This is a genomic window from Anaerococcus sp. AGMB09787 (genome assembly GCF_022808955.1).
Classification (GTDB): Bacteria; Bacillota; Clostridia; order Tissierellales; family Peptoniphilaceae; genus Anaerococcus.
Map to the genome: position 1 here is coordinate 13,033 of NZ_JAKZEY010000002.1, position 26,673 is coordinate 39,705.

Sequence of the window (26,673 nt, forward strand, 5' to 3'; positions counted from 1 at the left end):
GTGAAAAGAGATGAAGTTGATTTAGATGAACATGGTCTTTGATGGGATGGGTCGATATGAGGTCCATACGGGAATTCCCGTTATAGAATTAGAGTATGTACGTACTTGATGAGTGTATGTGTGGGTGATCACGCATAAATTAAGGTGGTAACGCGATTAAACGTCCTTATGTTGTAATGACATAGGGGCGTTATTTTTTTGAAAAGAGAGATGATATTATGAGTATAAGTGATGTAATTAAAGAAAAAATAGAAGAGAACCATAACAATATAGTAGCTACTAGGGCTTACCTCCATGAAAGGCCAGAGGTAAGTAGCAAGGAATATGAAACTAGCAAGTACCTCAAAGAAAGGTGTAGGGACTTGGGACTTGTGGTAGAGGATGTAGAGGGATCTACTGGCTTTACTGCCCTCCTTGATACGGGTAAACCTGGTAAAACTTTAGGAATTAGGTCTGACATAGATGCCTTAGCTATCAAAGAAAATCCCTACAACCTCAAGAGAAAAAAGAAAGTTATTTCAAAAAATGAGGGAGTTAGCCATGCCTGTGGCCATGATAGCCACATGACTATATCCCTAGTTACTGCAAAAATCTTAAGTGAACTAAAGGAAGAAATATCCGGTAAGGTCTATTTTATCTTTGAAGAAGCTGAAGAAACTGGGGCAGGGATTGAAAAGATGGTGGAGCACCTTAGGGATAAGGGCCTAGATGCTGTTTATGGCAACCACCAAACCCCAAAGATTGATAGTGGATATTTTAATATAGTAAGGGGTCCCCTATATGCAGGCTGTGCTGGTCTTGAGATAGAAGTTATCGGCGAAGGAGGCCATGGGTCAAGACCTGATAAGGTTACTAATCCCCTGATAGCTGCAAGCCATATAGTAACAAACCTTAATTCAGCCTGGAACAACCAACTAGACATAGAAAAGCCAGTTACCCTGGGCATAGGTGCCATAGTCGGAGGTAGTGCTCCAAATGTAATCCCTGATAGGGCCACAATAAGGGGAACTTTGAGATTTTTTGACCTAGACGAAGCCAAAAAGGCCATGACCCTAGTGAGAAATATAGCCACTCTTGTAGGAGAAGCCCATGGGTGTAGGGTAGAATTTAGTGACTACAATAGGGTGGTGGCAGAAGAAGTTGTCAATGACCTAGACCTAGCTGATTTTACTAGAAATTCGCTTGAGTCTATTTATCCTAATAGGCTAATAGAATGTGAACCAAGCTGGGGGTCAGAGTCCTTCTATGGCTATGCCAAGCTTGCGCCAAGTGTCTACACACAATTTGGTATAAGAGACGAAGAGTTTGGTAGTGGGTCAGATTCCCATACTGATAAATTTGACCTAGATGAAAAAGTAATTGATTATCCTATAGGTCTTGTCACAAAATTCGCTATAGATTTTCTAAAGAATAATAAATAATATCAAAATGCAAACCATCTTATTATTAGATTAGAAGAAATTGGGTATAGAATAAAGAGTAATAAGTTAGAAAAAAGGAGATAATAATGAAAAATATAAGTAAAGTAATTTTTGGAATATTTACCCTAGCTACATTAACAGCTTGTGGTGCTAAGAATAAGGAGGCGACTACAGAAGGTCAATCTGACCAAGCATCTGTAGAAGAATCTGCAAGCGTTGATAAGTTTAAGGATGCAGAAGTCATAAAAGTTGGTGTAGTTGGTGAGAAAAACGAACCATGGGAAGATGTAGCCAAAAGATATGAAGAAGGCACAGGCAAAAAAATAGAATTTGTTAAGTTCTCAGACTATATTGAACCTAACGAAGCCCTCCTATCTGGAGATATAGATATAAATTCCTTCCAACACAAAAAATACCTAGAAGGCTTTAATGAAGAGTCTGGAAGTGATGTGGTTGATATTGGTGATACAGTTATGGCACCTTTGGGTATATATTCTACAAGGCTCAAAAGCGTAGAAGAGCTTGATGATGGAGCGAGGGTTGCTATCCCTAACGATGCTTCAAATGGCGCTAGAGCTTTATTCTTGCTCCAATCTGCAGGCCTTATCAAGGTTAATGGAAGCGAAGGAGACCTCATAACCCTAGATGATATAACAGATAATCCAAAAAATCTAGAAATAATCGAGTTATCAGCAGATCAAACTGCTAGAAGTTTGGATGATACTGATGCAGCAGTTATAAACTCAGGAATGGCAGTTGATGCAGGCTTTATTCCTACAGAAGATTCCATTTACCTAGAAGACCACACAGATCCAGCGAAGAATATCTATATCAATATAATAGCTACAGCTAAGGAGAATGAAAACTCCGAAGTTTTGAAGGACTTGGTAGAAAACTATTACCAAGTAGAAGAAACAGCTAAGATAATCGAAGAATCATCAAAAGGCTCAGAGATACCAGCTTTTGAATATTAATAATTCATTAGTTGAGAAAATATAAAGGAGATTATATGACAACCGTATACGATTTTACAGTAAAAGATACAAAGGGAGAAGATGTTTCCTTAGAAAAATATAAGGGTAAGGTACTTCTTATAGTAAACACAGCAACAAAATGTGGCTTTACTCCTCAATACGATGGACTAGAAGACCTCTACAAAAAATACAAGGACCAAGGCTTTGAAATCCTAGACTTCCCTTGCAACCAATTTGCCAACCAAGCACCTGAAGATATAAGCGAAATTAATGGTATTTGTGAGATGAAATTCGGAACAAGCTTTGATAGGTTTGACAAGATTGATGTTAATGGAGATAATGCAGATCCCCTATATGTATATTTAAAGGAAGAAAAACCAGGTAAAACTGGTAAGGCTATCAAATGGAACTTCACAAAATTCCTAGTAGATAAAAATGGCCAAGTAGTTGGAAGATATGGTTCAACTAAAAAACCTGAAAATATAGCAAAAGACATAGAAAAACTATTAGCTGAATAATATATAATAGTGATATTGTAAGATAGGTTGCCTATTTTGCGGTATCACTTTTATTTTGCATAAATTTAGTCAATATGTGTTATAATTAAGTAAAAAAGGGGGTTATATGCTAGATAGGGCTGATATTGAAGAAAATATAGACAAATTCGTAAGAGAGCTTTTTGCTACAGCTATAGAAAGAAGGGCAAGCGATATACATATAGAACCATTCGAAACATCTTGTAAGATAAGGCTAAGGGTTGATGGACTCCTAAATGAGCTAATCAGGATAGAAAGATCAGACTACGAAAAGCTAGTAACCAAAATCAAGCTAATGAGTGGTATGGATATTTCAGAAAAAAGGAGACCCCAAGATAGCAACCTCAAAGTCAAGGACTTCGATAAGATAGACTTTAGAGTTTCGTCCCTAAATACCGTAAATGGAGAAAAACTAGTCCTAAGAATCCTATCAATGGATGAATTTAAGAAGACCTCATCCCTACTAGGATTTTCTAAGGATTCTATTATTAAAATTGACCAAGTCATAAGGGAGAGGGAGGGGATGATAATCTTCTCAGGGCCTACAGGATCAGGTAAGTCAACTTCACTCTATGCAATACTAAACAAACTAAATACTGGAGCAGAAAACATAGTTACCGTAGAAGACCCTGTTGAATTCAAAATCCCAGGAATTAACCAAGTAAGTGTTAACGAAAAAATTGGCCTCGATTTCTCAACAGCCCTTAGGTCAATCTTGCGTCAAGATCCTGACATCATAATGATAGGGGAGATTAGGGACTACGAAACAGCCCAAATAGCTATAAGGGCAGCCATAACTGGCCACCTAGTCCTAACCACCCTCCACACCAAGGATGCCATCTCATCCATAGTAAGGCTCAAGGACCTGGGAATAGAAGACTACCTAATAAGATCTGCCTTATCCTTACTAGCAAGTCAAAGACTAGTAAGAAAACTCTGCGACTGCAAAGAAAAATCCCAAATGACCGATAGGGAATATGAATTCGTAAGGCACTTTAGAGACATAGATAGAGACCATGAAATATATAGACCAAGGGGTTGCAATAAGTGTAAGGATGGCTACCTAGGAAGAGAAGCAGTAGAAGAAGTCCTAGTAATAGATAAGGAATTTAGAGAAATCCTAAAAGAAAATTCTTCGGAGATACTTAAGGAAAAACTAGCCAAAGAAAACTTCAAATCAATGGCAGCCAATGCAATTGATAAGATAATCGATGGGGTAACGAGCTTCGAAGAGATAAACAAGTCCTTGGACTTTGAATAGAACTAAGATTATTTAAAAATTGGTGCGGGATAAAAGACTTGAACGCATATAATTTAAATCTCATATTCCAAGCAAATCTCCTAATATATTTAAGATGTATCCTATATTTTAAATATATGGGGAATTTATCAAAGAAAATATTTGTAATATACCAAGAAAAAATTTATCCTTAAATAAAGAGATAGGGAGGAAAATATGTGGGATATTATTGGAAATTGGAGGATGGTCTTGGAGGGGTAGAGCTAGCATCGGATATTCTAAAAAAAGAAGGCCATGCAGGAGATGGAGTTGAAACTTGTATTAAGTATATAGAGGATTTCCCTCATTTACATCAGTTGGCTACAGGGTCTTACCCAATTAGGATATAGAAGTTGAGCTTGATAGTGCCTATATGGACGGATCTACCTTTGACTTTAGAGCTTGTGGAGCTGTAAAAACGTCAAAAATCCTATAAGCCTTGCTAGAGAGCTTTCTAAGCTTGAAGTCAATAATTTTCTAGTAGGAAGGGTGTCGAGGCCTTTGCTAGTAAACATGGACTTGAGATGGTAAACATGCTAACAGATAGGGCCAAGATCCACCTTGATGTTGTTGATGAGATGGAAGGCTGGGACTATCCTCCCTTCTAGGGGAAAATCCACAACAATAGGATCTATACCAGGAGAGCCTTAGACAACAAAGGACCCATAATGGCAGCCTTTTATGGACTACTTATTAAAAAACTTGGGGAGTAAAATTTAACCGAGAATTTAGAATTATCTTTGGTACTGATGAAGAATCTGGTATAAGCGACTTAGGTTATTATCTAAGCAAAGAAAAACCACTTGGCCCATCCTTTCCTGGACAAAATGGCATAGCCCACCTCCCTAATGAATGGATAGACCTTGATAACTTGTTTTTCTTGGTCAAAATATACGCCTATGCCTTCTTTAGGCTCAATGAATATTACAAGTAAAAGCTGCCCTAGCCGGCAGTTTTCTTTTGCCTAGCTTTATTAGTAAATTTAAAAAAATCTTATATAATAATTAATGGCTTGCAGGGCAATTACAAGTTAGATAAAAAGATTGTTAATAATATGTATAAATAATTCGTAGTAAAATACTTGTATTAATTTCAAAGAAGCATAAAATTATATATAGTTAAATATTTGTAATTTAATTTGATATTCAAAATTTATTTTAAGTTTATATATAGGAAGGAAGTACCATGGCTTTACATATGGGTCTGGATGTCGGTTCTACTACGGTTAAGGTAGTGATTACTGACAAGGATTATAATACTTTATATGGTGTATATAGAAGGCATAAAAGCGATGTTAAGAAAACTGTAAGGGAGGTCTTAGAGGAAGTTTATCAATCTTATAAGGATGAAGAGCTAACGGTAAATGTTACTGGCTCTGGTGGAATGTTTGTAGAAAAATACTTAGGAATTAATTTTGTTCAAGAGGTTATAGCGGAAACTCGTGCCATTAAGGAGTTTATCCCCCAAACCGATGTTGTAATAGAGCTAGGTGGAGAGGATTCAAAGATTACATATTTATCCGGATCTGTTGAACAAAGAATGAATTCAATTTGTGCAGGGGGTACGGGTGCCTTCATTGACCAAATGGCAGCTTTATTGGATACCGATGCCTCAGGCCTTAATGAGCTAAGTAAGAACTACAAGAAAATTTATCCCATAGCAAGTCGTTGTGGAGTATTTGCTAAGACTGATATCCAAGCTCTAATGAACCAAGGGGCAAGTAGGGAAGATATAGCAATATCAGTATTTCAGTCAGTAGTCAACCAAACTATATCAAACCTCGCCTGTGGTAGGCCAATAAGAGGCAATGTTACCTTCTTGGGAGGACCCCTTCACTTCTTGGAGTCCCTAAGGGGAAGGTTTATAGAAACCCTTGGAGAAGAAGAAAATACCTTCTTTACTCCAGAAGATGCAGAGCTTTATGTAGCCAAGGGAGCAGCAATCCTCTCTGCTGAAAATGAAGAGGCAATTTCTTTTAGGGACTTGATGAAGTCAATGGCTGAAGATAGAAGGGTAAAGATGGATATGACTAAGTCCATGGACCGTCTATTTGAAAGTCAAGAGGACTATGAGATCTTTAAGAAAGACCACGAAACCAAGCTCGTAAGGTATAGGAACTTGGAGACTTATGAGGGAGATATTTATCTTGGTATAGATGCTGGCTCTACTACATCAAAGATGGTTATGATTAGTGAAGATAATGAGATTTTGTATAATGATTACCGCATGAACCTAGGTAAACCCCTAGAAGTTGTAATCTCTATGTTAAAGGATACCTACAAGAAGATTAACGATAAGGCAAGGATTGTTTCATCTGGTATATGTGGCTATGGGGAAGACTTTATCAAGAAGGCCCTTCATATAGACACAGGAGAAGTAGAGACCATTGCCCATTACAAGGCTGCCAAGTTCTTTAATGACGATGTTGACTTTATCCTTGATATAGGTGGCCAAGATATGAAGGCGATGCATATTAGAAATGGAGTAATAGATTCTATCCAATTAAATGAGTCTTGCTCATCAGGATGTGGGTCCTTCTTATCTACCTTTGCAGCAAGTGTAGGTCTTAGTGTAGAGGAATTCCAACAAAAGGCTCTCTTTGCTAAAAAACCAGCCGACCTTGGATCAAGGTGTACTGTCTTTATGAATTCCAAGGTAAAGCAAGCCCAAAAAGAAGGATCAGATGTCGAAGATATAGCTGCAGGCCTTTGCTATTCAGTTATCAAAAATGCCATCCAAAAGGTAATCAAGGTCAGAGATCCTAGGACCCTGGGAGAAAATATAGTTGTCCAAGGGGGAACTTTTTATGGAGATGCCATCCTAAGGGCCTTCGAGAAATTATCAACTCGCCATGTAACAAGACCTGAAATATCAGGCCTTATGGGGGCTATGGGGATGGCCCTACTTAGTAAGGAAAGGTCAACTGGCCATAGTCAAATCCTAGGTATTGATGAGATTGACAACTTTACCTATGAGCAAAGACAGGCAAGGTGTGGCAAGTGCTCTAATAATTGTGCCCTACAAATTAATATCTTCCCTGATGGATCAAGGTATATTACAGGCAACAGGTGTGAAAGAGGGGCAGGTGTCAAGCAAGAAGATACTCTAGCCGATCTTAATATGTATAAGTTCAAAAAAGACCTCCTCTTTAATAGAAAAACTCTAGGAGATAAGAATATATTTGGTAGGGTCGGTATACCTAGAGTACTAAATATGTATGAAAATTATCCCTTCTGGCATGAGTTCTTTACATCACTAGGCTTTGATATAGTTTTGTCAGATGAATCAAGTAGAGAAATTTATGAGAAGGGAATAGCCACCATTTCATCAGAAACTGCCTGCTATCCAGCAAAGATTACCCACGGCCATATAGAAAATCTCTTAGAAAAAAATGTCGATATTATCTTCTATCCGGCTATATTTTATGAATACAAGCAATTTGCCAAGGCAGAAAACCAGCTAAATTGCCCGGTAGTATCAGGCTATCCAAGTGTCATAGAAAATAATGTCGAAGGGCTAAATAAGACTAACTTTATGGCACCTTACCTATCTTTTGAATCAGAAAAGATCATAGGCTCTAGGCTTGTTGAAATATTTGAAGGCTTTAGCCAAAATGGTCATAAGCTAGGCAAAAAACAAATCCTAAATGCAGTAGCCAGGGCTTGGAAGGTCCAAGGAGCCTACCATGACGCTATCAAGAAAAAGGGAATGGAAATTCTAAAATATGTTCACGACCATAAGCAAAGGGCCATAGTCCTTGCAGGTCGCCCTTATCAAATAGACTCTGAAATAAACCACGGCATACCTGAGCTAATCGAGTCAATGAGGATTCCTGTTTTATCAGAAGATGCAATAGCCTACAATATAGAAGACTTACCTTACGAAACTAGGGTTCTTGACCAATGGTCATACCATGCAAGACTTTATAGAGCAGCAGAGTTTGTAGCAAGGGATCCCTACCTAGAACTTGTCCAATTAAACTCCTTTGGTTGTGGACTAGATGCAGTAACAACTGACCAAGTTGAAGATATCTTGGAGGCCAAGGGCAAGATTTACACTCTACTCAAGATAGATGAAGTATCAAATCTTGGTGCAGTGAAGATTAGAATTAGGTCCTTGATGGAAGCTCTTGATCAAAGAAATGAAGATTTTATTCCTACCTATAATGAAAACAATGACTACGACAATCCAGAATTTACTAAGGAAATGAAGGATGCAGGCTACACCATCCTCGCTCCACAAATGGCAAGGGAACACTTCCAAATCATAGAAGTCCTACTTAATGCCCATGGTTACAATATAGAATTCTTGGATAGGGTTGACGATAAGGTAATAGATAATGGACTCAAATACGTAAATAATGATTCCTGCTACCCATCAATTACGGTAGTCGGTCAATTTATGGAGGCAGTAAAGTCAGGAAGGTATGATACCGACAAGCTTGCCCTCCTTATGACCCAAACTGGAGGGGCCTGTCGTGCATCAAACTACGTAGGCTACATTAGAAAGGCCCTCAAGGATGCAGGCTACCCAAATATTCCGGTAATCGCCCTTTCTATCCAAGGAATAGAAAACCACTCTGGCTTTGATGTAAAGAAAATTTCAAACATTCCTTTGATAATTAACCTCCTTAGGTCCTTGCTTCTTGGAGATCTAATTAATAGGGTATCCAATGCCACAAGGCCTTATGAGAAAATCCCAGGCGAAGCCAATAGGCTAAAGGAAAAATGGACCAAGATCTGCCAAGATGAAATAGTAGATATGTCATCCAAAACCTATAGGAAGATAATAAATTCTATAGTAGAAGATTTTGATAGGGTAGAAGTCCTAGATATCAAGAAGCCAAAGGCCGGTATAGTCGGCGAAATATTGGTCAAATACCTAGAAGAAGCCAACAACCACCTTCTTGATAACCTAGAGAAGGAGGGAGCAGAGGTAATGGTTCCTGACCTAACAGACTTCTTTATGTATGTCCTAGCCAATACCGAGCTTAAAAAGGACCTCTATGGCAAGTCTCCTCTCCTAGCCTTCTTTGGTAAGGCTGCCATAAAGACAGTGGAGAACTATAGGAAGCCTATAAGAGAGGCCCTTAGAAGGTCAAAAAGATTTGATGAGCCTTGCTATATAAATGATATAAAGGACTACGCTAGCGAAATAACTAGTCTTGGTAACCAGGCTGGTGAAGGCTGGCTTCTAGCAGGAGAAATGGTAGAGCTAATCCATTCAGGCTGTCCAAACATAGTTTGTATCCAACCCTTTGGCTGCTTGCCAAACCACATAACAGGTAAGGGAGTTATGAAAAAAATTAGAGAAATCTACCCAGAGGCCAACGTAGTAGCCATAGACTATGACCCAGGAGCTAGTGAAGTTAACCAACTAAATAGGGTCAAGCTAATGATGAGCCAGGCTCGTGAAAAGATTAAGGTCAATGCCTAAATAATTTTTAAATCGTCCTTAGAAGACTTGAAATTCTAGGGGCGATATTTTTTGAAAAGAAATTTGACTTTCTCTGACCTTCCTAGTATACTATAAATGTAAGAAGTTAGCAGATAAATAATGAGAGTGCTAATTCTTATAAGAACGTATCAATTAATAGTACAAAAGGAGATTATTTATGACAAACTTACTAAGAAGAAATAACGAAATAGATAGATTTAATGATTTTTATAATATGGTAGACACTTTCTTTAATGATGTAGGCAACTTAAATTCCTTCTCAGATACCTTCAAGGTAGACATATCAGAAGATGAAGATAATTATTTGGTTGAGGCAGAGCTTGCAGGCTTTGACAAGGAAGATATTGATATCGACCTTGATAAGGGCAAACTTACACTAACAGCTAAGAAAGTTTCTAGCAAGGATGAGAGTGACAAGGAGAAAAACTACATCCACAGGGAAAGAAAATCCCAATCTATGTCAAGGACAATGAACTTTGTAGATATAGATGAAGAAAAGGTTGGCGCTAAGCTTGAAAATGGTATCTTGGAAATAACCCTACCAAAATCTAAGAACGACCCAAAGAGAAAAATCGCAATTGATTAAGCGCATAAAGCCAGTAAGGTCTTAGGACTTTGCTGGTATTTTTTTGTCTATAATTCTTGGTCGAAATCTATCAGTTTTTTCGGTATAATGAATTAAGATTTTAGATAAAGAGGTAAGCATGGATAAGTTAAATGTAGCAAAACATGTGGCTATAATTTTAGATGGAAATGGAAGATGGGCGAAGAAAAGACTTAAGCCTAGGACTTACGGCCATAAGGTAGGTGCAGAAAATGTGATAGACATCTGCTTATATGCCAAGGAGAAGGGGGTAGAGTGCCTTACTCTTTATGCCTTTTCAACTGAGAATTGGAAGAGACCTAAAGAAGAAGTTTCCTACCTTATGAATCTTTTAATTTCCTTTATAAAGACTAAATTCGATATACTAATGAAAGAAGATTGCAAGCTTAATATCTTGGGGGATACTGATGCCCTCCCAGATAAGGTAAGGGAAGTTTGCCTCAAGGCTTGCGAAGATAGCAAGGATAACAAGAGCCTTTTATTAAATGTCGCTCTTAATTATGGGGGCAGGGCAGAGCTAGTCCATGCCTTTAAGAATATGCTAAGGGATGGAATCAAGGAAGATGAGGTGGATGAAGAGCTTATTTCTTCCTACCTTTATAGCAAGGGTCAAAGCGATCCTGACCTACTTATTAGGCCGGGTGGAGAACTTAGGATATCTAATTTCTTGATCTACCAAATGGCCTATACAGAATTTTACTTTACTGATACCTTGTGGCCTGACTTTACTAGGGAGGACTTTGATAAGGCCCTAGAAGCTTATAATAATAGAAATAGAAGGTTTGGGGGCTTAGAATGAAAAATTTTGTTGAGAGAGTCTTTGGTGGGGCAATAATCCTAGCGATTTTGCTCCTAATAACCTTTTTGGGGAGGGTACCCTTCATTATAGGAATAGGGGCTTTTTCCTTTATAGGGCTCTATGAGATGAAGGAAGTCCTAAAAAAGATAAATATAAATATCCCTCTAAAACTTTTGTTTGTTACCAACACCCTCATAATGATAGCTGCCTTTGCTGATAAGACAGACCTTTATATGACGACCTTTGCTATTTGCCTACTTATGCTACTAATATGCATAATTTTTGATAGCAAATATAACCTAATAGATGGTTTTGGGGCTAGTTTTACTATGCTATATGTGTCATTTTTGATGAGCCATATAATTAGGATTCAAAATATAAATTATATTTGGCTCTTGTATTTGACTGCTTGGGGATCTGATACCTTTGCTTATCTGGTAGGATCTACCATAGGCAAGCACAAGATAGACCTTATAGCCCATATTTCACCAAATAAGACTCTAGAGGGATGCCTTGGTGGAGTTATCGGAGCTATAATCTTAAATATCATATATGTAAGGAGTGTAAATCTTGACATAAGAATCCTTGATGTCCTTATCTTTACCATAATAGCAGCCAGCCTATCTCAAGTAGGGGACCTAGTGGCATCCTACATCAAGAGGCAAACAGGCATCAAGGACTTTGGCCATATTATTATAGGCCATGGGGGAATTTTGGATAGGTTTGATTCACTTTTGTTTATAGCTCCTGTTCTTTATCTATTTTCAATACTATAAGGAGATTATATGACTAAAATAATAATAGCTATAGCCATGTTCTTGTTCTTGATTTTATTTCATGAATTTGGGCATTTCATTGTAGCAAAATTATCTGGAATAAAGGTAAATGAGTTTTCTGTGGGCATGGGTCCTGAAATATTTTCAACAGTTAAGGGCGAGACCCAATACAGCCTAAGGCTAATCCCAATAGGGGGTTACTGTGCTATGGAAGGCGAAGATGAAGAAAGTGATGACGAGCGTAGTTTTGAAAATGCTCCTGCCTACAAGAGGTTCTTGACAATTCTTGCAGGGCCTGTTATGAACTTACTTCTAGCATTTTTAATTTTTTCTGTAGTTGCCTTCAATACTGGATCACCTACAAGGTTTGTAGGAGGATTTCCTGAGGAGTCGCCAGCAAGAGATGCAGGGATAGAAGTAGGTGATGAAGTAAGGATGGTAGGAGATAAGGAAGTAGTGGAATTTGCTGATATTTCTAAGAATATAAGCGAATTTTATGAAAAAAACGAAGAAGATGAAACTATTCCTGTTAGGATTTATAGGGAGAATGAGGGAGAGAAGGACTTTTCTCTTAAACCTTTTGAAGTTAATGGTGCCAAGGCAATAGGTATAGAATCACAGCTAGGCGATAATGGATTTTTTGAATCTATCAAGGATGGAATCCTAGAAACTGGAAGAAATATTAAAATGATCTTTACAGTCTTGGGTGGATTATTTACAGGAAAGATTGCCTTCTCTGCCCTATCAGGACCAATTGGAGTTGTTAAGGAGCTAGGTAACCAAGCATCAAATGGTCTTATGAGCCTCTTATATTTTCTTTCCTATATATCTGTAAACCTAGCAATCTTTAACCTCTTACCTATACCAGCCCTAGATGGTTCAAAACTTGTAACTTCGTTCTATGAGATGGTTACCAATAAGAAGGTCAATAAAAAGATTGAAGGAATTGTTACTGTCGTAGGCTTTGTCCTATTAATAGGCTTGATAATTATCATTTCAGTAAAGGATATATTTACATTATTATAAGGAGAAATAAATGAGAAAGAAAACTAAGAAGATTTATGTAGGAGATGTTGCAGTAGGAGGTGACTCTCCTATTTCTGTTCAATCAATGACAACAGCCAAGACCTCAGATGTGGAGGCAGTAGTCGCACAAATCCATACCCTAGAAAAAGCTGGCTGTGATATAGCAAGGTCAGCCATTAACTCAATAGAAGATGCTGAGGCAATTCCTGAGATTAAGTCAAGAACCTCCATTCCCTTGGTGGCTGACATCCAATTTGACTACAAGCTAGCCCTAGCTGCAGTAGAAAATGGCTGTGATTGCCTAAGGTATAACCCAGGAAATATAGGGGGAGAAGATAAGGTAAGGCTTTTAGTGGATAAGTGCAAGGAGAAAAATATCCCTATAAGGATTGGGGTTAATTCTGGTTCCATAGCAAAAGAAATTATAGATAAGTTTGGTGGGGTAAATGCCGACTCCCTTGTAGCTTCTGCCCTAGAAGAGGTAAAAATCCTAGAAGATATGGACTTTACCGATATAAAAATCTCTGTTAAATCATCAGATGTAAATACCATGATAGATGCCTACAGGATGCTTTCAGATAAGGTTGAATACCCTCTTCACTTGGGTGTAACAGAAGCTGGTCCTCTATACCAAGCCCTAGTAAAATCATCCATAGGTATAGGGACTCTTCTAAAAGAAGGCATAGGCGATACCATAAGAGTTTCTATAACTGGGGATGTAGTCGAAGAAGTCAAGGCTGGTAAGGCCATCCTAAAGGCCCTTAACCTTAGAAGGGATGGGATAGATATAGTATCTTGCCCAACTTGCTCAAGGACAACAGTCGACCTAGCTAAAATTGTAAAGGAAGTTGAAGATAAGACAGCTAACCTTGACCTCTCTGCCAAGGTTGCCATAATGGGCTGCCCTGTAAATGGCCCAGGAGAATCAAAAGAAGCAGACTTTGGCATAAGTGCAGCAAACGGGATGGGTTTCTTGTTTAAAAATGGTAAAACCATCAAAAAAGTCAAGGAAGAAGAGATTGTAGATACCTTGATAGAGAGTCTAGTGGAAGCAAATAAAAATGAAAATTGACCTAGCTGACCTAATAGATATAGGAAAGGACAAAATCGCTATAATTAAGGCGATTTATTGGAAGAGCAAAAATAAATTAATCCTCTACTTAGAAGGATATAGGGAAAGTTTTACAGAGGATATAGAAAGAGACCTCATCCAATACTTTGACTTTGTGGATGTGGAGATAGTTTTTGATGAGATTGAAGACGACTCTGATGACCAACCTATAGAAAAGGATGATAATAAAGAGTCTGAACAAGAAGTCAAGGAAGCTAGTGCAGAAAATAAAGAGTCTGATCAAGATATTACAGAGCCAAGTACAGAAAATAAATCAAGTAGGGCAGACCTCCTCCTAGAGCAAAGGGAGAGGGCCATCCAAGAGCAAATCGATAGGACCCTAGAAAATAAAAATAATGCCAAGGAAGAAATTGATCCAGTTGATGAAATTAACTTTGGAAGAAAGATAAAGACCGATGTTATAGACATAAAAGATATCTATGAGAAGAAGGGAGTTACTACTTCCCTTATAGGAAAGGTCTACGGTCTAACTACCTTTGAGACCAAGGGTGGCTACTTTATCTATACCTTTGACCTAGAAGATAAGACCGATGCTCTTTCTTGTAAGCTCTTTGCCAATAGGAATAATAATAGCAAGCTCGCTCCCCTAAAAAATGGCTCGACTGTAAGGGTAGAGGGGGTCCTAAACTACGATGACTTTGCCCATGAAGAAGTCTTTACAGTTAATTCTATGGTTGATGAAGTAATCGGTAGAAGAATAGATACTGCCCTCGATAGGAGGATTGAGCTAGAGGTCCATACCAAAATGACCAACCTAGATGGCTTTGTAGATAATAAGGACCTAGTCGATACCCTCAAGGCTTGGAAGGTTGATACAGTAGGTATAACCGATACCGAAACCCTCCAAGGCCTCCCTGACCTCTACGAGGCCCTAACTAAGGCAGATATCAAAATGCTCCAGGGAGCAGAGCTTTTACTAGTAGAAGATGAGCTTAGAATTTTAACTAACCTATCAGATAGACAAGTCCCAGAGATAAGGGACATAAAGGACCAAGAATTTGTAGTCTTCGACCTTGAGACAACAGGACTTTCTCGCTACAAGGACAGGATTACAGAAATTGGTGCAGTTAGGGTTAAGGATGGCAAGATTACAGAAATCTATAATGAATTAGTGAATCCTCAAATGGTCATTCCAGAAAAGGTAGTAGAGCTAACAGGTATTACCAATGATTTAGTTAAGGATAAGCCAAAGATAGAAGAAGTCTTGCCAGGCTTTCTTGAATTTTGTGGGGATGCTATCCTAGTGGGTCAAAATACAGACTTTGATATTGGCTTTGTTAGGGAAAATGCCTACAAGATGGGGATAGATTTTAGTCCAATTTATATGGATACCCTCCCTATGGCAAGGGCGCTCTTTGATGATATGAAGAAATTTTCTCTGGATAAGATAGCTAGAAAACTAGAGATCCCTGCCTTTAACCACCACAGGGCATCAGATGATGCCAGGGCGACCGGTCAGATCTTTATCAAGATGTTTAAGATGATAATGGCCCAAGATGGGATAAATCTTAGCAATATAAACGACCTAAAGAGCTACTGGCCAAAGTCCAAGCACGAAAGTTTCTCTGCCCTAGTCTTTGCCAAAGACAAAACAGGTCTTAAAAATCTTTACAAGTTAATATCAGAATCAAGGATGAAGTATTTTAACTCTGAGGCTAAGACCCCTATATCTCTACTCAAAAAATACAGGGAAGGACTCTTAGTTGGGTCAGGGGCTGATGAAGGGATGCTATTTGCTTACCTCCAAAATGCTAGGTCAGAGACAGATATAAATAGGCTTCGAGATCTCTTTGACTTTTATCAATTAGCTCCAAGTCAAATCTTTGCTGATAGGATAGATAAGGGCAAGATAAGAGACCTTGCTCAGGTAGAAGAGATTAATAAGAAAATCCTTGCCATGGCCAAGGAAGATAATAAGCTCGCCGTTGCGACAGGTGCTGTAAGATATCTTGAAAAGAGCGATTATATTTTGAGAAATATCCTCCACAAGGGCCAATATTTTTCCTACCACGAAAATCGCCCTCTATATTACCTAAGGACTACTTCAGAGATGATGGAGGGCTTTACCTACCTAGATTCATTAGATAGGGAGGATGTAGTTATTAGAAATCCTAAGATTTTGGCAAGTCAAATCGAATCCCTAAGGCCAATTCCCAAGGGAACCTTCCCTCCTGTGATCGAAGGATCTGATAAAGAACTTAGGGAAACTTGCTTTGCCAAGGCCCATTCCATCTATGGTGATCCCCTTCCTAAGCTCGTAGAAGATAGGCTCAATAAGGAACTTGATTCTATTATATCAAATGGTTACGCTGTTCTTTATATAATAGCCAAAAAACTTGTAGGTAAGTCAAATGATGATGGCTACCTGGTAGGATCTAGGGGATCGGTTGGTTCTTCCTTTGCTGCGACCATGGCAGATATTACAGAGGTAAATCCCCTTTGTCCTCACTACGTGTGTCCATCATGCAAGCATAGCGAGTTCTATGAAGAAGACCTCCTAGGCTCAGGAATAGACTATCCCGACAAGGCTTGCCCAGTATGTGGTACCAAGATGAAAAAAGATGGCCACAACATACCATTTGAAGTCTTCCTAGGCTTTGAAGGAGACAAGGAACCTGATATAGACCTTAACTTTGCTGGAGAATACCAACCTACTATCCACAGGTACACAGAAGAACTCTTCGGTAAGGGCAAGGTATTTAGGGCAGGAACCATAGGAGCTATCCAGGATAATACTGCCTTTGGCTATATCAAAAAATATAGCGAAGACTACAAGGAGACCTTTAGCGATGCCCAGGTCAGAAAAATCCAAAGGGGACTAAAGGATGTCAAAAGAACAACAGGCCAGCACCCGGGTGGCCTTATAGTAGTCCCAAATGACATAGAAATATTTGACATAACTCCTATCCAATATCCGGCAGATGATGGTAAGGGAGATATACAAACGACCCACTTTACCTACAATATGATGCATGAGACTCTCCTCAAGCTTGACCTCCTAGGCCACGATGTGCCTTCCATAATCAGGGCTCTCCAAGACCTAACTGGAACCAACCCCCTTGAGATAACCATGGGAGATCCTAAGGTAATGAAGATCTTCTCATCAACAGAGAGTCTGGATATAAAACACGACTTTTCCAACAATGAAATAGGAACCTTGGGGATTCCAGAATTTGGAACGGGCTTTGTAAGGGGAATGCTCAAGGATACCTACCCAACCAAGTTCTCCGAAATGGTAAGGATATCTGGCCTATCCCATGGTACAGATGTATGGCTTAATAATGCCCAAGACCTAGTGAGGTCAAATACAGCAAGCTTTGATGAAATAATATCAACTCGTGATGATATCATGAACTACCTAATAAAACTAGGACTTGATAAGAAAAAGTCCTTTACCATAATGGAAACAGTAAGAAAGGGAAGGATCTTAGACGAAGAAACCCTAGCTTATATGGAAGAAAATGGAGTGCCTGACTGGTATATAGAATCTTGTAAGAAAATCCAATACCTCTTTCCTAAGGCCCACGCAGTTGCCTACTGCTTGATGTCCTACAGGATTGCCTACTACAAGGTCTACTATCCAGAAGCCTTCTATGCCACCTACTTTAATACCAAGATAAACGACTTTAAATATTCAACCGTCATAGGGGGACTTAAAGAAATCCAAGAAGAACTAGGCAAACTTAGAGATTCCTACGTCCTATCCCAAAGGGATAAACAAGTAAGAACAGTCCTAGAAGTAGCAGAAGAGATGGCAGCAAGAGATATCAAACTCGATAGGGCAGACATCTATAAGTCGGATGCAAAAAAATTCTTGCTATCAGATAGACCTGGCTACATCCTCCCACCATTAGCAGCAGTGGATGATGTATCAGAGGCTATGGCAGAAGACATAGTAAGAGAGAGACAAAAGAGCGAATTCATATCGGTAGAAGACCTTAGCCAAAGGACCTCAGTAAACAAAAACGCCTTGTCCTCTCTAAAAAACCTAGGCATAACAGATGGTATCCAAGAAAAAAACCAAATGTCCTTATTTGACGGTTTGTTTTAAAAATACGACAATAATAAAGAAGTTTACCAGAGATATAGGTGTCTCTGGTTTTTTATTGTCCACTTAAGTGTGTTGAACGAACGAAAGAGAGCGAAACAAAAAACCACCTGCTATGCAGGTGGAGGAAATTAGCTTTAGCTTCAAGCACCAAGAAAGCCTCCTTAAAGTATAATTGTGATAATCATATGCACAATAAAATCAAGGAGGATAAATTGGATAAGAATAGTTTATCACATACAAGTTGGAGGTGTAAATATCATATAGTAATTGCACCAAAATACAGAAGATAAGTGATATATTCAAAACTAAAAAAAGATATAGGAAGTATACTCAGAGAATTATGTTCAAGAAAAGTAATAAACATAATAGAAGCAGAATTATGTCCAGATCATGTCCATATGTTGGTAGAAATACCACCAAAATACTCAATATCACAAATAATGGGATATTTAAAAGGAAAAAGTTCGCTGATAATATTCGATAGACATGCCAACTTAAAATATAAATACGGAAATAGACACTTTTGGTGTAGAGGATACTATATGGACACAGTTTATAGGAATGAAAAGAAAATAAAAGAATATATACAAAATCAATTAAAAGAAGATTATTAAACAGATCAAATAAGTATAAAAGAATACTATGCTCCCTTTACGGATAAGGAAGTCAAACAAAAATAAAGGAAACTCTAAAGCAGTAGTTGGGATAGTGGTGCATGTGAAAAAAATATTCGACAGCCCCTACAGGGGCGTGCCGGTATTTGCGCCTTATAGACGTTGTGCAAACTACTAGCTAAGCTGGTAGTTTTGATTTGGTAAAAATAAGTTTTTTAATATAGTAGGTTTTTTTCATTAACTACATATAATTTTTTGAAAGTGCCAAGGCCAAAGGCTGAGATGAGGATTTCATCACTATCTTCAAAAAACATTTTTAAGTTTGGGTGGTAGAAGATGTCTATGTCTTTGGATCTTTCTTTCTTGTAATTATCCTTATTATCTTCCTTGGTAGTTACTACAAAATCACAGACTCCTGGTCCACAGCAGGCTCCCTTTGTATCAAGGTCAGGGTTTACATAAATTTCCCTTATATTTTTCTTATCCAAGAAAATTTTTGCCTTATCATCTATTAGAAAATTCATAATCGCTCCTATTCTTTATCATCTATTTAAAGATAAGTATTTCTTTGTAATATTATGTTATCATAAAGTCTAGATTTTATAAAGTGAAATTAGCTGGTTCAGATTAATTGAAAAGTTAATATTTAGCAGTATAATAATCTTAACTAAGAGTGGCGGTATTTCCACTCTTTTTAACTGTTAATAAGAAAGAAGGTAGTATGGATTTAGTAGAAAGACTTAAGGAGATTTTCGAAGAGGATATAGGAAATTTAGGATATGAACTTGTCGATATCGATTTTCAAGGATCTAAGGGCAATAAAATCCTTACATTTTTTATTTACAATGATGAAGGAATTACTATTGACGACTGCGAGAAGGTAAGTAAGTATCTAGATACTAAGCTAGATGAACTTGATCTTATAAAGGATTCATATTATCTTGAAGTGTCAAGCCAAGACTTATCAAGACCCCTAAAAACAGACAGAGACTTGCTAAGAAACAAGGGTGAATTACTTAAGGTAAAGATGAATGATGGAGAAAGCTTTATAGGATATATAAGGGATATCGGAGAAGATACTCTAAGTTTTGATCTAGAAGATGATCAAGTTAAGGAAGTTCATAAGGACAATATAAAGCAAATAAATATAGAAATTGTATTCTAAGGAGAGAGTATGAACAATGATTTTATGCTAGCTTTGGACCAGCTTTGTAATGATAAGGGCCTAGATAAGGAAGTAGTCCTCGACGCCTTACAAAAGGCTTTAATAAAAAGCTATCAAAAAAATTATGAAAATGAAGAAAATGTTGATGTTGTAATTGACGAAGAAAGTGGTCAAATTGAAATATTTGCCTTAAAGGAAGTGGTAGACCTAGTTGATGATGATATTAGCCAAATATCCCTAAAGGATGCTCTAGAAATTGACTCATCCTACAAGCTTGGTGATACCGTAAGGATAGAACTTGCACCTAAAAACTTTGGCAGAGTTGCAGCCCAAACTGCAAGAAATATTGTCATCCAAAAGATTAGGGATGCTCAAAGGGATAGGCTCTATGGAGATTATATAGAAAGATCCAACGAAATGATTACTGGCTCTATCCAAAGGCAAGATAAGTATAATGTATATGTAAATTTAGATAAGATTGAGGGAGTTGTCCCATTAAAGGAGCAAGTTCCAACTGAGTCATACATTCCAAATGAGAGGATGAAGTTCCTTATTAAGGAAGTTAGAAATTCCGGCAAGGACCCACAAATTATCCTATCTAGATCAAGTCAAGACTTAGTTACTAGACTCTTTGAGTTAGAAGTACCAGAAATAACTGATGGCATTATAGAAATCTATAATCTAGCAAGGGAAGCTGGCTCTAGGACCAAGATGGCTGTATTTTCCAATGATGAATCTATAGATGCTGTAGGTGCCTGCATAGGATTCAAGGGAGCTAGGGTTAATTCAATAGTAGAAGAACTACAAGATGAAAAAATTGATATTGTTGATTATGATAAGGATATCAAGAAATTCATATCCAACGCCCTATCACCAGCTGATATTATAGAAGTATTGATAAATGAAAAGGCAAAGAAGTCCTTGGTAGTAGTAAGCGAAGACCAACTATCCCTTGCAATAGGCAAGGAAGGACAAAATGCTAGACTTGCAGCTAGACTTACAGGATGGAAGATAGATATAAAATCTGAAGAAGTATATGAGAGTCTAGATCAAGATGAAATTGACGAAATCCTTGGCTTAAACGACAAAGAATTAAGCGAAGAAGCCGATGTTGAACTAGACCTAGAAGATATTGACGAAATAGATGAAGAAGTAAGCGACATTTTAGAGATGGAAACTGACAATACTATAAGTGATCTAGATCTTGATCAGAAGATAAGACAAGATATTTATGATGATGATATCGAGGATGTAGAATGAAAAAAGCTAAAAAAATACCACAAAGAAAGTGTGTAGTTTGTGGTGAGCTTAAAGATAAAAATGACCTTCTAAGGATTGTAAAAAACAAGGAAGAAGGGATTTTGATAGATGAAACCGGCAAGAAAAACGGTAGAGGTGCTTACCTATGTAAGGATCAAGCTTGTATAGAAAGTGCGATTAAGACCAATAAGCTAAACCGAGTATTTAAAGAAAAAATTTCAGAAGAGTTTTACGAGGAGTTAAAAGCTTATGAAGTAAATTGAGGAGAGTTATATGGCAGAAAAAATTAGAGTATATCAATTAGCAAAAGAAAATAATATGAGTGCCAAGGAAATGGTTAAGTTATTAAATGAAGAATTTAATATGGATATAAAGTCACATATGTCTATGGTTTCAGGATCAGAGCTTGAAATAATTAACGAATACTTTGAAGAACTCAAGGAAGAAGAAACTAAAAAATCTAAAAAGCCAGCTAAGACAAAGAAGGAAACCAAACATCCTAAGAAAAGCGCTGAGGACTATGAAGAAGAGTTTGAGATAGAAGATAAGCCAAAGAAGAAGAGAAAAAAGAAGAATAAAAACAAAAAGTCCTCTAAGGTAAATAAAAACCAACAAGTAGAAAAAGAAGAGTCAGGCAAGATCGAAATTCCTGAAACAGTTAATGTAAAGACTTTTGCTGATAGGCTAGGTGAATCACCAAATGCAGTTATAGGAAAACTCATAGGGCTTGGAGTAATGGCAGGTCTAAATGATCAAATCGAGTATGACCAAGCTGAACTTGTAGCCTTAGACTTTGGAAAAGAGATAACACCTGAAGTTGAATATGATGCCATTGAAGAACAATCAGTAGAATTAGACTATGAAGATAAGGAAGAAGATAAGCAAGTTCGTCCACCAGTAGTATCTGTTATGGGCCACGTTGACCATGGTAAAACTTCAATCCTAGATAAGATTAGATCAACCCATGTTACAAGTGGTGAAGCAGGTGGTATTACTCAACATATAGGTGCGTCAGTTGTAGACCTAGATGGAAGAAAAATTTCCTTCTTGGATACACCAGGCCACGAAGCTTTCACTGAGATGAGGATGAGGGGAGCACAATCAACTGATATAGCTATCCTTGTAGTAGCAGCAGATGATGGAGTTATGCCACAAACAATAGAAGCGATAAACCACGCCAAGGCTGCAGATATTCCAATAATAGTTGCTATCAACAAGATGGATAAGCAAACGGCTGATCCAAACAGGGTTAAGCAAGAGCTTATGGAATATGGCCTTGTTTCAGAAGAATGGGGTGGAGATACAATCATGGTAGAAGTATCTGCCCACACCGGCCAAGGAATCGATGACCTCCTTGAGATGGTCCTCCTAGTTGCTGAAATGAGAGAGCTTAAGGCAAATCCAAATAGACCAGCAGTAGGAATAATAATCGAGGCCCAACTTGATAAGTCAAGGGGAGCAGTTGCAACAGTCCTTGTTCAAAAGGGTACTCTCCATACAGGAGACTATGTAGTAACAGGTTCTGCATCAGGTAGGATTAGGGCTATGTTTAACTCCTTAGGAGATGCTATAGACGAAGCGACACCATCCATGCCAGCGCAAATCCTAGGTCTATCCGACGTAGCAGAAGCTGGAGATAAGATCTATGCAGTAGAAGATGAAAAAGTCGCTAGGGACTTTGCTAATAGGGCAGCAGAATTTAAGCGTGAAGAACACCTAAAGGCCAAGGCAAATACCAACCTTGAAGATATGTATTCAGACATAAAAGAGGGCGAACTAAAGGAACTTAATATAATAGTTAAGACTGACGTTAAGGGAACAGTAGATGCAGTTAGCCAATCTCTAACCAAGCTATCTAACGAAGAAGTAAAGGTATCAGTTATAGCTGGAGCTGTAGGTGGTATTACTGAATCAGATGTCCTACTAGCCCAAGCATCCAATGCTATTATCATAGGCTTCAATGTAAGACCTACCCAAGGTGCCCTAGAAAGAGCCAAGGATAATAATATTGAGATAAGAACCTACAGCGTAATCTATGAAGCCATAGAAGATGTAGAAGCAGCTATAAATGGTATGCTAGATCCAGAATTTAAGGAAGAAGTCCTAGGAAGGGCAGAAGTACGTGATACCTTCAAGATACCTGGAGCTGGAACTGTAGCAGGTGTTATGGTAACCAATGGATCAGTGCCTAGAAGGGCAAAGGTTAGACTCCTTCGTGACAATATCGTAGTCTTTGATGGAGATATTAGCTCAATGAAGAGGTTTAAGGATGATGCCAAGGAACTAGCACAAGGCTACGAGGGTGGTATAGGACTAAATAGATTTAACGATGTAAAGGTAGGAGATATAATGGAAGCCTACGAAATCGTTGAAAAGGAAAGAAATTAATGAATAAAAGAAGAACTGAGAGAGTTAGTTCAGAAGTAATGAAAGAACTCTCAAAAATTATAAGAGATGATATAAATGACCCTAGACTATCAAGTGAGTCTATGGTCTCAGTCACCGATGTTGAAGTAACCAATGACTTATCCTATGCTGATTGCTATATAAGCGTACTAGGGGATGAAAAGAGCAAGCAAGATGCCCTAGACGCCCTAAATCAAGCCAAGGGTTATATAAAAGTCCTCATAGGAGATAGGATGAGACTAAGAAGTATGCCTGAATTTAGGTTCAAATTCGATGAGTCAATTGAAAGAGGAGCCTACATGGATAAGCTAATCGAAGAAACTATTGCAAAGGATAAGAAAGCCAATGAACAAAGAGAGAATAGATAAAGAAAAGTTAGATCAATTTAAGGAATTAATAGATGAGAGCCAAACAATAGCCATAGGATCTCACATAAATCCTGATGGCGATAACCTCGGATCAACCCTTGCCCTAAGAAGGTCTTTGGAACTTTATGGCAAGGAAGTAGAAGTTTTAGCTAATGATACAGTTGACGATTATTTGCAATTTTTGCCTGACGTAGACCATTATGGTGAGGCAAAGAGGGATTCTTATGACCTATTTATAATCCTAGACTGTTCAGAATTTGATAGGATTGGAAAACTTACCACCATAGCAAGAAATTCTAAGAAGACAGCTGTAGTAGACCACCATGTCAAGGGCAAGATATATACAGATCTCAACATAATCTATGATACAGCACCTGCTACTTGTGAGCTAGTCTATGAAATAATAGATAGACTTGATTTACCAATGGATGAGACCATAGCAAGCTTACTATTTGCAGGAATTTGTACAGATACAGGAAGGTTCTTGTATTCAAATGTTAGCGAATATACCCACCTAGTAGCAGGAAAGCTCATAACTGAAGGGGCAGATGTAGAATATATTTTCAGAAATCTCTACCAGTCAAAGCCAATCAAGGTAATGAAGTTCGAAACAGACGTTATATCAAAGGCAGAATTTGCTGACAAAAAAGCCTATGCTATGATAAGCAAGGAAGAAGTTGAGAAATTTGGTGTCCAAATGGGAGATGCTGAAGTCATTGTAAATATGCTAAGGGACCTAGACGAAGTCGAAGTTTCTATGATTCTTAAGGAATATGACAACAACGAATACAAGGTATCCCTAAGGTCAAAGGGAGTAGATGTATCAGATGTTGCCAGAGCCAATGGTGGTGGAGGACACATCCAAGCTAGCGGATTTTCAATCTTTGAAGATAGTCTAGAAAAAGCTGACCAAGTAGCAAGAGAAGTCTTAAAGGGAATTAATGTATAGCGGAATTCTTATAGTTGATAAGGAAGAAGGAATTTCATCAGCTAGGGTCGTATCCCTAGTAAGGGCTGCCTTCAACCAAAAAAAGGTCGGCCACACTGGAACTCTTGACCTAGAAGCCTCTGGTCTCTTGCCCATAGTCTTGGGTAAGGCTACCAAGGTATCTGACTATATGATGGAGAAGCAAAAGACCTATATAGCCAAGGCTCACTTTGGAATAAAGACCGATACCCTAGATAGGGCAGGCGAGGTTATAGGAAGGTCTGACAAAGTTATTAGCAAGGAAGAATTGGAAGCTGTATTAGAAAATTACAAGGGGGAGATTGAGCAAATCCCTCCCATGTATTCAGCCCTCAAGGTAAATGGCAAAAAGCTTTATGACCTAGCCCGAGAAGGACAAACCATAGACCGCAAGAGGCGCAAGGTAAGGATATATGACATCAAGATAATAGACTTTGCCTTTCCCCTAGCTACTATCGAAGTAACTTGTTCCAAGGGGACCTATATAAGGACCTTGATAGATGATATAGGGGAAGACCTAGGGACCCTTGCCTATGTAAAGGGCCTTAGAAGGATTAGGGTCGGTAATTTTCTAGTGGAAGATGCCATAAAGTCTCAGGATATAATGGAGACTGACATAGAAGATCTTAAGGCTATGCTAAAGGGCCCTGACCTTGCCCTTGAGCGATATGAGAGATACGACCTTGACCAGACCTACTTCAAAAAAATAATTAATGGGATGACAGTAAGAATTCCCGATAAAAACCAAGGACTAGTTAGACTTTATATAGATAATGAATTTATAGGACTTGCAAGGGCTTTTCTAAGCAAGGGCGAGTATTTTCTAAAAATGGAGAAAGTATTTTATGATAGATGAGATAATAATTTATGACCTAAACATAGATCTACCAGACCTAGGCAGGAAGGCAGTTAGCCTAGGAAATTTTGATGGAGTCCACTTGGGTCATCAGAAACTTATGAAAAACAACTTGGAAATTAGTGAAAAATACAACCTAGATCCAGCTGTACTCTTATTTAAGGAAAATACTAAGTTAAAATTACAAGATGAGAAGGCCTATCTAACAAGTCTAGATGACAAGATAGAAATCCTTGCAAGCCTTGGTATAAAGACCTTTTGCCTAATCGACTTTGATGAGAAATTTATGAACCTAAGTCCTAAGAGATTTATAGCTGACATTATAAGTGAAAAATTAAATGCGAGCTATGTCATTTGTGGCGAGGACTATAGGTTTGGGAAAAATGCCAAGGGAAGTGTAGAAACTCTCAAAAAATACGAATGTAATTACAATTACAAGACATCAGTAGTAGAATTTGAGAAAGAAAATGAAGATGAGAAGATTTCTTCTAATACTATCAGAGACTTGGTAAGAAATGGCGAGATAAATGATGCCAATAGGCTTCTAGGAAGAAATTATAGAATCAAGGGAGTTGTAGTATCAGGTTACAAGAGAGGGAGGACTATGAACTTCCCTACAGCTAACCTCAAAACATCCTTTAACTACCTCCTTCCAAGAGATGGTGTCTACCTATCCAAGGTAAATATAGATGATAAGTCATACTTTGGTCTAACCAATGTTGGCTCAAATCCTACCTTCGAGAATGAAAATAGGAAGAGCGAAACCCATATTCTAGATTTTGACCAAGATATCTATGGCAAGGAGATTTCTATAGAATTTCTAGAATTTTTTAGGGATGACTTTAAATTTGATTCCAAGGAAGACCTGGTAGAGCAAATGAATAAAGACAAGGCCATGGCCTATGACCATATTGAAAAAATTGGAAAAGATTTTACAAACATCTAATTAAGAGTATAATAAAACAGTACCTTTACTAAGTAA

The 26,673-nt window shown here is 38.0% G+C and carries 21 protein-coding genes, 1 pseudogene and 1 other annotated feature (1 of these 23 only partly in view); of the genes and pseudogenes, 21 read left to right on the forward strand and 1 reads right to left on the reverse strand.

Translation table 11 applies throughout. The features are described 5' to 3' along the window. Positions 1-171 (forward strand) — a binding site (T-box leader); it begins 57 nt to the left of the window's first position. Positions 172-218: 47 nt separating this feature from the next. The 13 genes and pseudogenes from MUN42_RS01295 to tnpA all read left to right on the forward strand — a co-directional run bounded on the left by MUN42_RS01295 (position 219) and on the right by tnpA (position 18,735). Beyond that, complete coding sequence (locus MUN42_RS01295; RefSeq protein ID WP_243342471.1) at positions 219-1,421, forward strand: amidohydrolase; 1,203 nt, start codon at positions 219-221, stop codon at positions 1,419-1,421. An 86-nt stretch (positions 1,422-1,507) separates the two neighbouring features. Further along, positions 1,508-2,395: a MetQ/NlpA family ABC transporter substrate-binding protein gene (locus MUN42_RS01300; RefSeq protein WP_243342472.1), complete on the forward strand. Its 888-nt coding sequence runs from the start codon at positions 1,508-1,510 to the stop codon at positions 2,393-2,395. Positions 2,396-2,430: 35 nt separating this feature from the next. Beyond that, positions 2,431-2,913 (forward strand): glutathione peroxidase, encoded by a 483-nt coding sequence (locus tag MUN42_RS01305; RefSeq protein ID WP_243342473.1) that lies wholly within the window; start codon positions 2,431-2,433, stop codon positions 2,911-2,913. Positions 2,914-3,019: 106 nt separating this feature from the next. Beyond that, complete coding sequence (locus MUN42_RS01310; protein ID WP_243342474.1) at positions 3,020-4,192, forward strand: GspE/PulE family protein; 1,173 nt, start codon at positions 3,020-3,022, stop codon at positions 4,190-4,192. Between the two features lie 197 nt (positions 4,193-4,389). After that, complete coding sequence (locus MUN42_RS01315) at positions 4,390-4,560, forward strand: hypothetical protein (RefSeq protein WP_243342475.1); 171 nt, start codon at positions 4,390-4,392, stop codon at positions 4,558-4,560. An 835-nt stretch (positions 4,561-5,395) separates the two neighbouring features. Next, positions 5,396-9,646 (forward strand): 2-hydroxyacyl-CoA dehydratase, encoded by a 4,251-nt coding sequence (locus tag MUN42_RS01320; RefSeq protein WP_243342476.1) that lies wholly within the window; start codon positions 5,396-5,398, stop codon positions 9,644-9,646. Between the two features lie 178 nt (positions 9,647-9,824). After that, complete coding sequence (locus MUN42_RS01325) at positions 9,825-10,253, forward strand: Hsp20/alpha crystallin family protein (RefSeq protein ID WP_243342477.1); 429 nt, start codon at positions 9,825-9,827, stop codon at positions 10,251-10,253. A 118-nt stretch (positions 10,254-10,371) separates the two neighbouring features. Continuing rightward, the gene (locus MUN42_RS01330) at positions 10,372-11,070 is read left to right on the forward strand and encodes an isoprenyl transferase (RefSeq protein ID WP_243342478.1); all 699 of its coding nucleotides are present in this window, start codon (positions 10,372-10,374) and stop codon (positions 11,068-11,070) included. Then, entirely contained in the window at positions 11,067-11,846 is a 780-nt protein-coding gene (locus MUN42_RS01335) for a phosphatidate cytidylyltransferase (RefSeq protein WP_243342479.1), read from the forward strand. Before MUN42_RS01330 ends, MUN42_RS01335 begins: the two co-directional genes overlap by 4 nt. Positions 11,847-11,855: 9 nt before the next feature. Then, positions 11,856-12,872, forward strand: a complete 1,017-nt coding sequence (locus MUN42_RS01340) for a M50 family metallopeptidase (protein ID WP_243342480.1) — start codon at positions 11,856-11,858, stop codon at positions 12,870-12,872. 10 nt (positions 12,873-12,882) lie between these two features. Beyond that, positions 12,883-13,944, forward strand: a complete 1,062-nt coding sequence (ispG, locus tag MUN42_RS01345; RefSeq protein ID WP_243342481.1) for a flavodoxin-dependent (E)-4-hydroxy-3-methylbut-2-enyl-diphosphate synthase — start codon at positions 12,883-12,885, stop codon at positions 13,942-13,944. Then, positions 13,934-18,055 (forward strand): PolC-type DNA polymerase III, encoded by a 4,122-nt coding sequence (locus MUN42_RS01350; RefSeq protein ID WP_243342482.1) that lies wholly within the window; start codon positions 13,934-13,936, stop codon positions 18,053-18,055. The genes ispG and MUN42_RS01350 overlap by 11 nt, the downstream gene beginning before the upstream one ends. A gap of 185 nt (positions 18,056-18,240) precedes the next feature. Further along, positions 18,241-18,735 (forward strand): annotated as a pseudogene (gene tnpA / locus MUN42_RS01355) (IS200/IS605 family transposase). Positions 18,736-18,884: 149 nt separating this feature from the next. Here tnpA and MUN42_RS01360 read toward each other — a convergent pair. Beyond that, positions 18,885-19,193 carry a hypothetical protein gene (locus MUN42_RS01360; protein ID WP_243342483.1) on the reverse strand — a complete coding sequence of 103 codons (309 nt, stop codon included), beginning with the start codon at positions 19,191-19,193 and terminating at the stop codon, positions 18,885-18,887. A gap of 197 nt (positions 19,194-19,390) precedes the next feature. Here MUN42_RS01360 and rimP point away from each other — a divergent pair, with 197 nt between their 5' ends. The 8 genes from rimP to MUN42_RS01400 are packed head-to-tail and all read left to right on the forward strand — an operon-like array spanning position 19,391 to position 26,637. Next, positions 19,391-19,834 carry a ribosome maturation factor RimP gene (gene rimP / locus MUN42_RS01365; protein WP_243342484.1) on the forward strand — a complete coding sequence of 148 codons (444 nt, stop codon included), beginning with the start codon at positions 19,391-19,393 and terminating at the stop codon, positions 19,832-19,834. A 9-nt stretch (positions 19,835-19,843) separates the two neighbouring features. Next, the gene (gene nusA, locus MUN42_RS01370; protein WP_243342485.1) at positions 19,844-21,094 is read left to right on the forward strand and encodes a transcription termination factor NusA; all 1,251 of its coding nucleotides are present in this window, start codon (positions 19,844-19,846) and stop codon (positions 21,092-21,094) included. Then, positions 21,091-21,357: a YlxR family protein gene (locus tag MUN42_RS01375; RefSeq protein ID WP_243342486.1), complete on the forward strand. Its 267-nt coding sequence runs from the start codon at positions 21,091-21,093 to the stop codon at positions 21,355-21,357. Before nusA ends, MUN42_RS01375 begins: the two co-directional genes overlap by 4 nt. 10 nt (positions 21,358-21,367) lie before the next feature. Further along, positions 21,368-23,482 carry a translation initiation factor IF-2 gene (gene infB, locus MUN42_RS01380; protein ID WP_243342487.1) on the forward strand — a complete coding sequence of 705 codons (2,115 nt, stop codon included), beginning with the start codon at positions 21,368-21,370 and terminating at the stop codon, positions 23,480-23,482. Next, positions 23,482-23,868 (forward strand): 30S ribosome-binding factor RbfA, encoded by a 387-nt coding sequence (rbfA, locus tag MUN42_RS01385; protein ID WP_243342488.1) that lies wholly within the window; start codon positions 23,482-23,484, stop codon positions 23,866-23,868. The genes infB and rbfA overlap by 1 nt, the downstream gene beginning before the upstream one ends. After that, the gene (locus MUN42_RS01390) at positions 23,846-24,817 is read left to right on the forward strand and encodes a bifunctional oligoribonuclease/PAP phosphatase NrnA (RefSeq protein ID WP_243342489.1); all 972 of its coding nucleotides are present in this window, start codon (positions 23,846-23,848) and stop codon (positions 24,815-24,817) included. Before rbfA ends, MUN42_RS01390 begins: the two co-directional genes overlap by 23 nt. Beyond that, positions 24,810-25,691, forward strand: a complete 882-nt coding sequence (truB, locus tag MUN42_RS01395; protein ID WP_243342490.1) for a tRNA pseudouridine(55) synthase TruB — start codon at positions 24,810-24,812, stop codon at positions 25,689-25,691. Before MUN42_RS01390 ends, truB begins: the two co-directional genes overlap by 8 nt. Further along, on the forward strand, positions 25,681-26,637 hold the full coding sequence (locus tag MUN42_RS01400; protein WP_243342491.1) for a bifunctional riboflavin kinase/FAD synthetase: 957 nt from the start codon (positions 25,681-25,683) through the stop codon (positions 26,635-26,637). The genes truB and MUN42_RS01400 overlap by 11 nt, the downstream gene beginning before the upstream one ends. Positions 26,638-26,673: the final 36 nt, after the last annotated feature.

Excerpts from the sequence above, each read along its gene's own strand:
- rbfA (WP_243342488.1), top strand. The coding sequence starts at position 23,482 with ATGAATAAAAGAAGAACTGAGAGAGTTAGTTCAGAAGTAATGAAAGAA.
- MUN42_RS01320 (WP_243342476.1), top strand. The coding sequence starts at position 5,396 with ATGGCTTTACATATGGGTCTGGATGTCGGTTCTACTACGGTTAAGGTA.
- MUN42_RS01390 (WP_243342489.1), top strand. The coding sequence starts at position 23,846 with ATGAACAAAGAGAGAATAGATAAAGAAAAGTTAGATCAATTTAAGGAA.
- MUN42_RS01350 (WP_243342482.1), top strand. The coding sequence starts at position 13,934 with ATGAAAATTGACCTAGCTGACCTAATAGATATAGGAAAGGACAAAATC.
- MUN42_RS01325 (WP_243342477.1), top strand. The coding sequence starts at position 9,825 with ATGACAAACTTACTAAGAAGAAATAACGAAATAGATAGATTTAATGAT.
- rimP (WP_243342484.1), top strand. The coding sequence starts at position 19,391 with ATGGATTTAGTAGAAAGACTTAAGGAGATTTTCGAAGAGGATATAGGA.
- infB (WP_243342487.1), top strand. The coding sequence starts at position 21,368 with ATGGCAGAAAAAATTAGAGTATATCAATTAGCAAAAGAAAATAATATG.
- MUN42_RS01375 (WP_243342486.1), top strand. The coding sequence starts at position 21,091 with ATGAAAAAAGCTAAAAAAATACCACAAAGAAAGTGTGTAGTTTGTGGT.
- MUN42_RS01305 (WP_243342473.1), top strand. The coding sequence starts at position 2,431 with ATGACAACCGTATACGATTTTACAGTAAAAGATACAAAGGGAGAAGAT.
- truB (WP_243342490.1), top strand. The coding sequence starts at position 24,810 with ATGTATAGCGGAATTCTTATAGTTGATAAGGAAGAAGGAATTTCATCA.
- MUN42_RS01335 (WP_243342479.1), top strand. The coding sequence starts at position 11,067 with ATGAAAAATTTTGTTGAGAGAGTCTTTGGTGGGGCAATAATCCTAGCG.
- MUN42_RS01310 (WP_243342474.1), top strand. The coding sequence starts at position 3,020 with ATGCTAGATAGGGCTGATATTGAAGAAAATATAGACAAATTCGTAAGA.
- MUN42_RS01295 (WP_243342471.1), top strand. The coding sequence starts at position 219 with ATGAGTATAAGTGATGTAATTAAAGAAAAAATAGAAGAGAACCATAAC.
- MUN42_RS01360 (WP_243342483.1), bottom strand. The coding sequence starts at position 19,193 with ATGAATTTTCTAATAGATGATAAGGCAAAAATTTTCTTGGATAAGAAA.
- MUN42_RS01300 (WP_243342472.1), top strand. The coding sequence starts at position 1,508 with ATGAAAAATATAAGTAAAGTAATTTTTGGAATATTTACCCTAGCTACA.
- MUN42_RS01340 (WP_243342480.1), top strand. The coding sequence starts at position 11,856 with ATGACTAAAATAATAATAGCTATAGCCATGTTCTTGTTCTTGATTTTA.
- nusA (WP_243342485.1), top strand. The coding sequence starts at position 19,844 with ATGAACAATGATTTTATGCTAGCTTTGGACCAGCTTTGTAATGATAAG.
- ispG (WP_243342481.1), top strand. The coding sequence starts at position 12,883 with ATGAGAAAGAAAACTAAGAAGATTTATGTAGGAGATGTTGCAGTAGGA.
- MUN42_RS01330 (WP_243342478.1), top strand. The coding sequence starts at position 10,372 with ATGGATAAGTTAAATGTAGCAAAACATGTGGCTATAATTTTAGATGGA.
- MUN42_RS01400 (WP_243342491.1), top strand. The coding sequence starts at position 25,681 with ATGATAGATGAGATAATAATTTATGACCTAAACATAGATCTACCAGAC.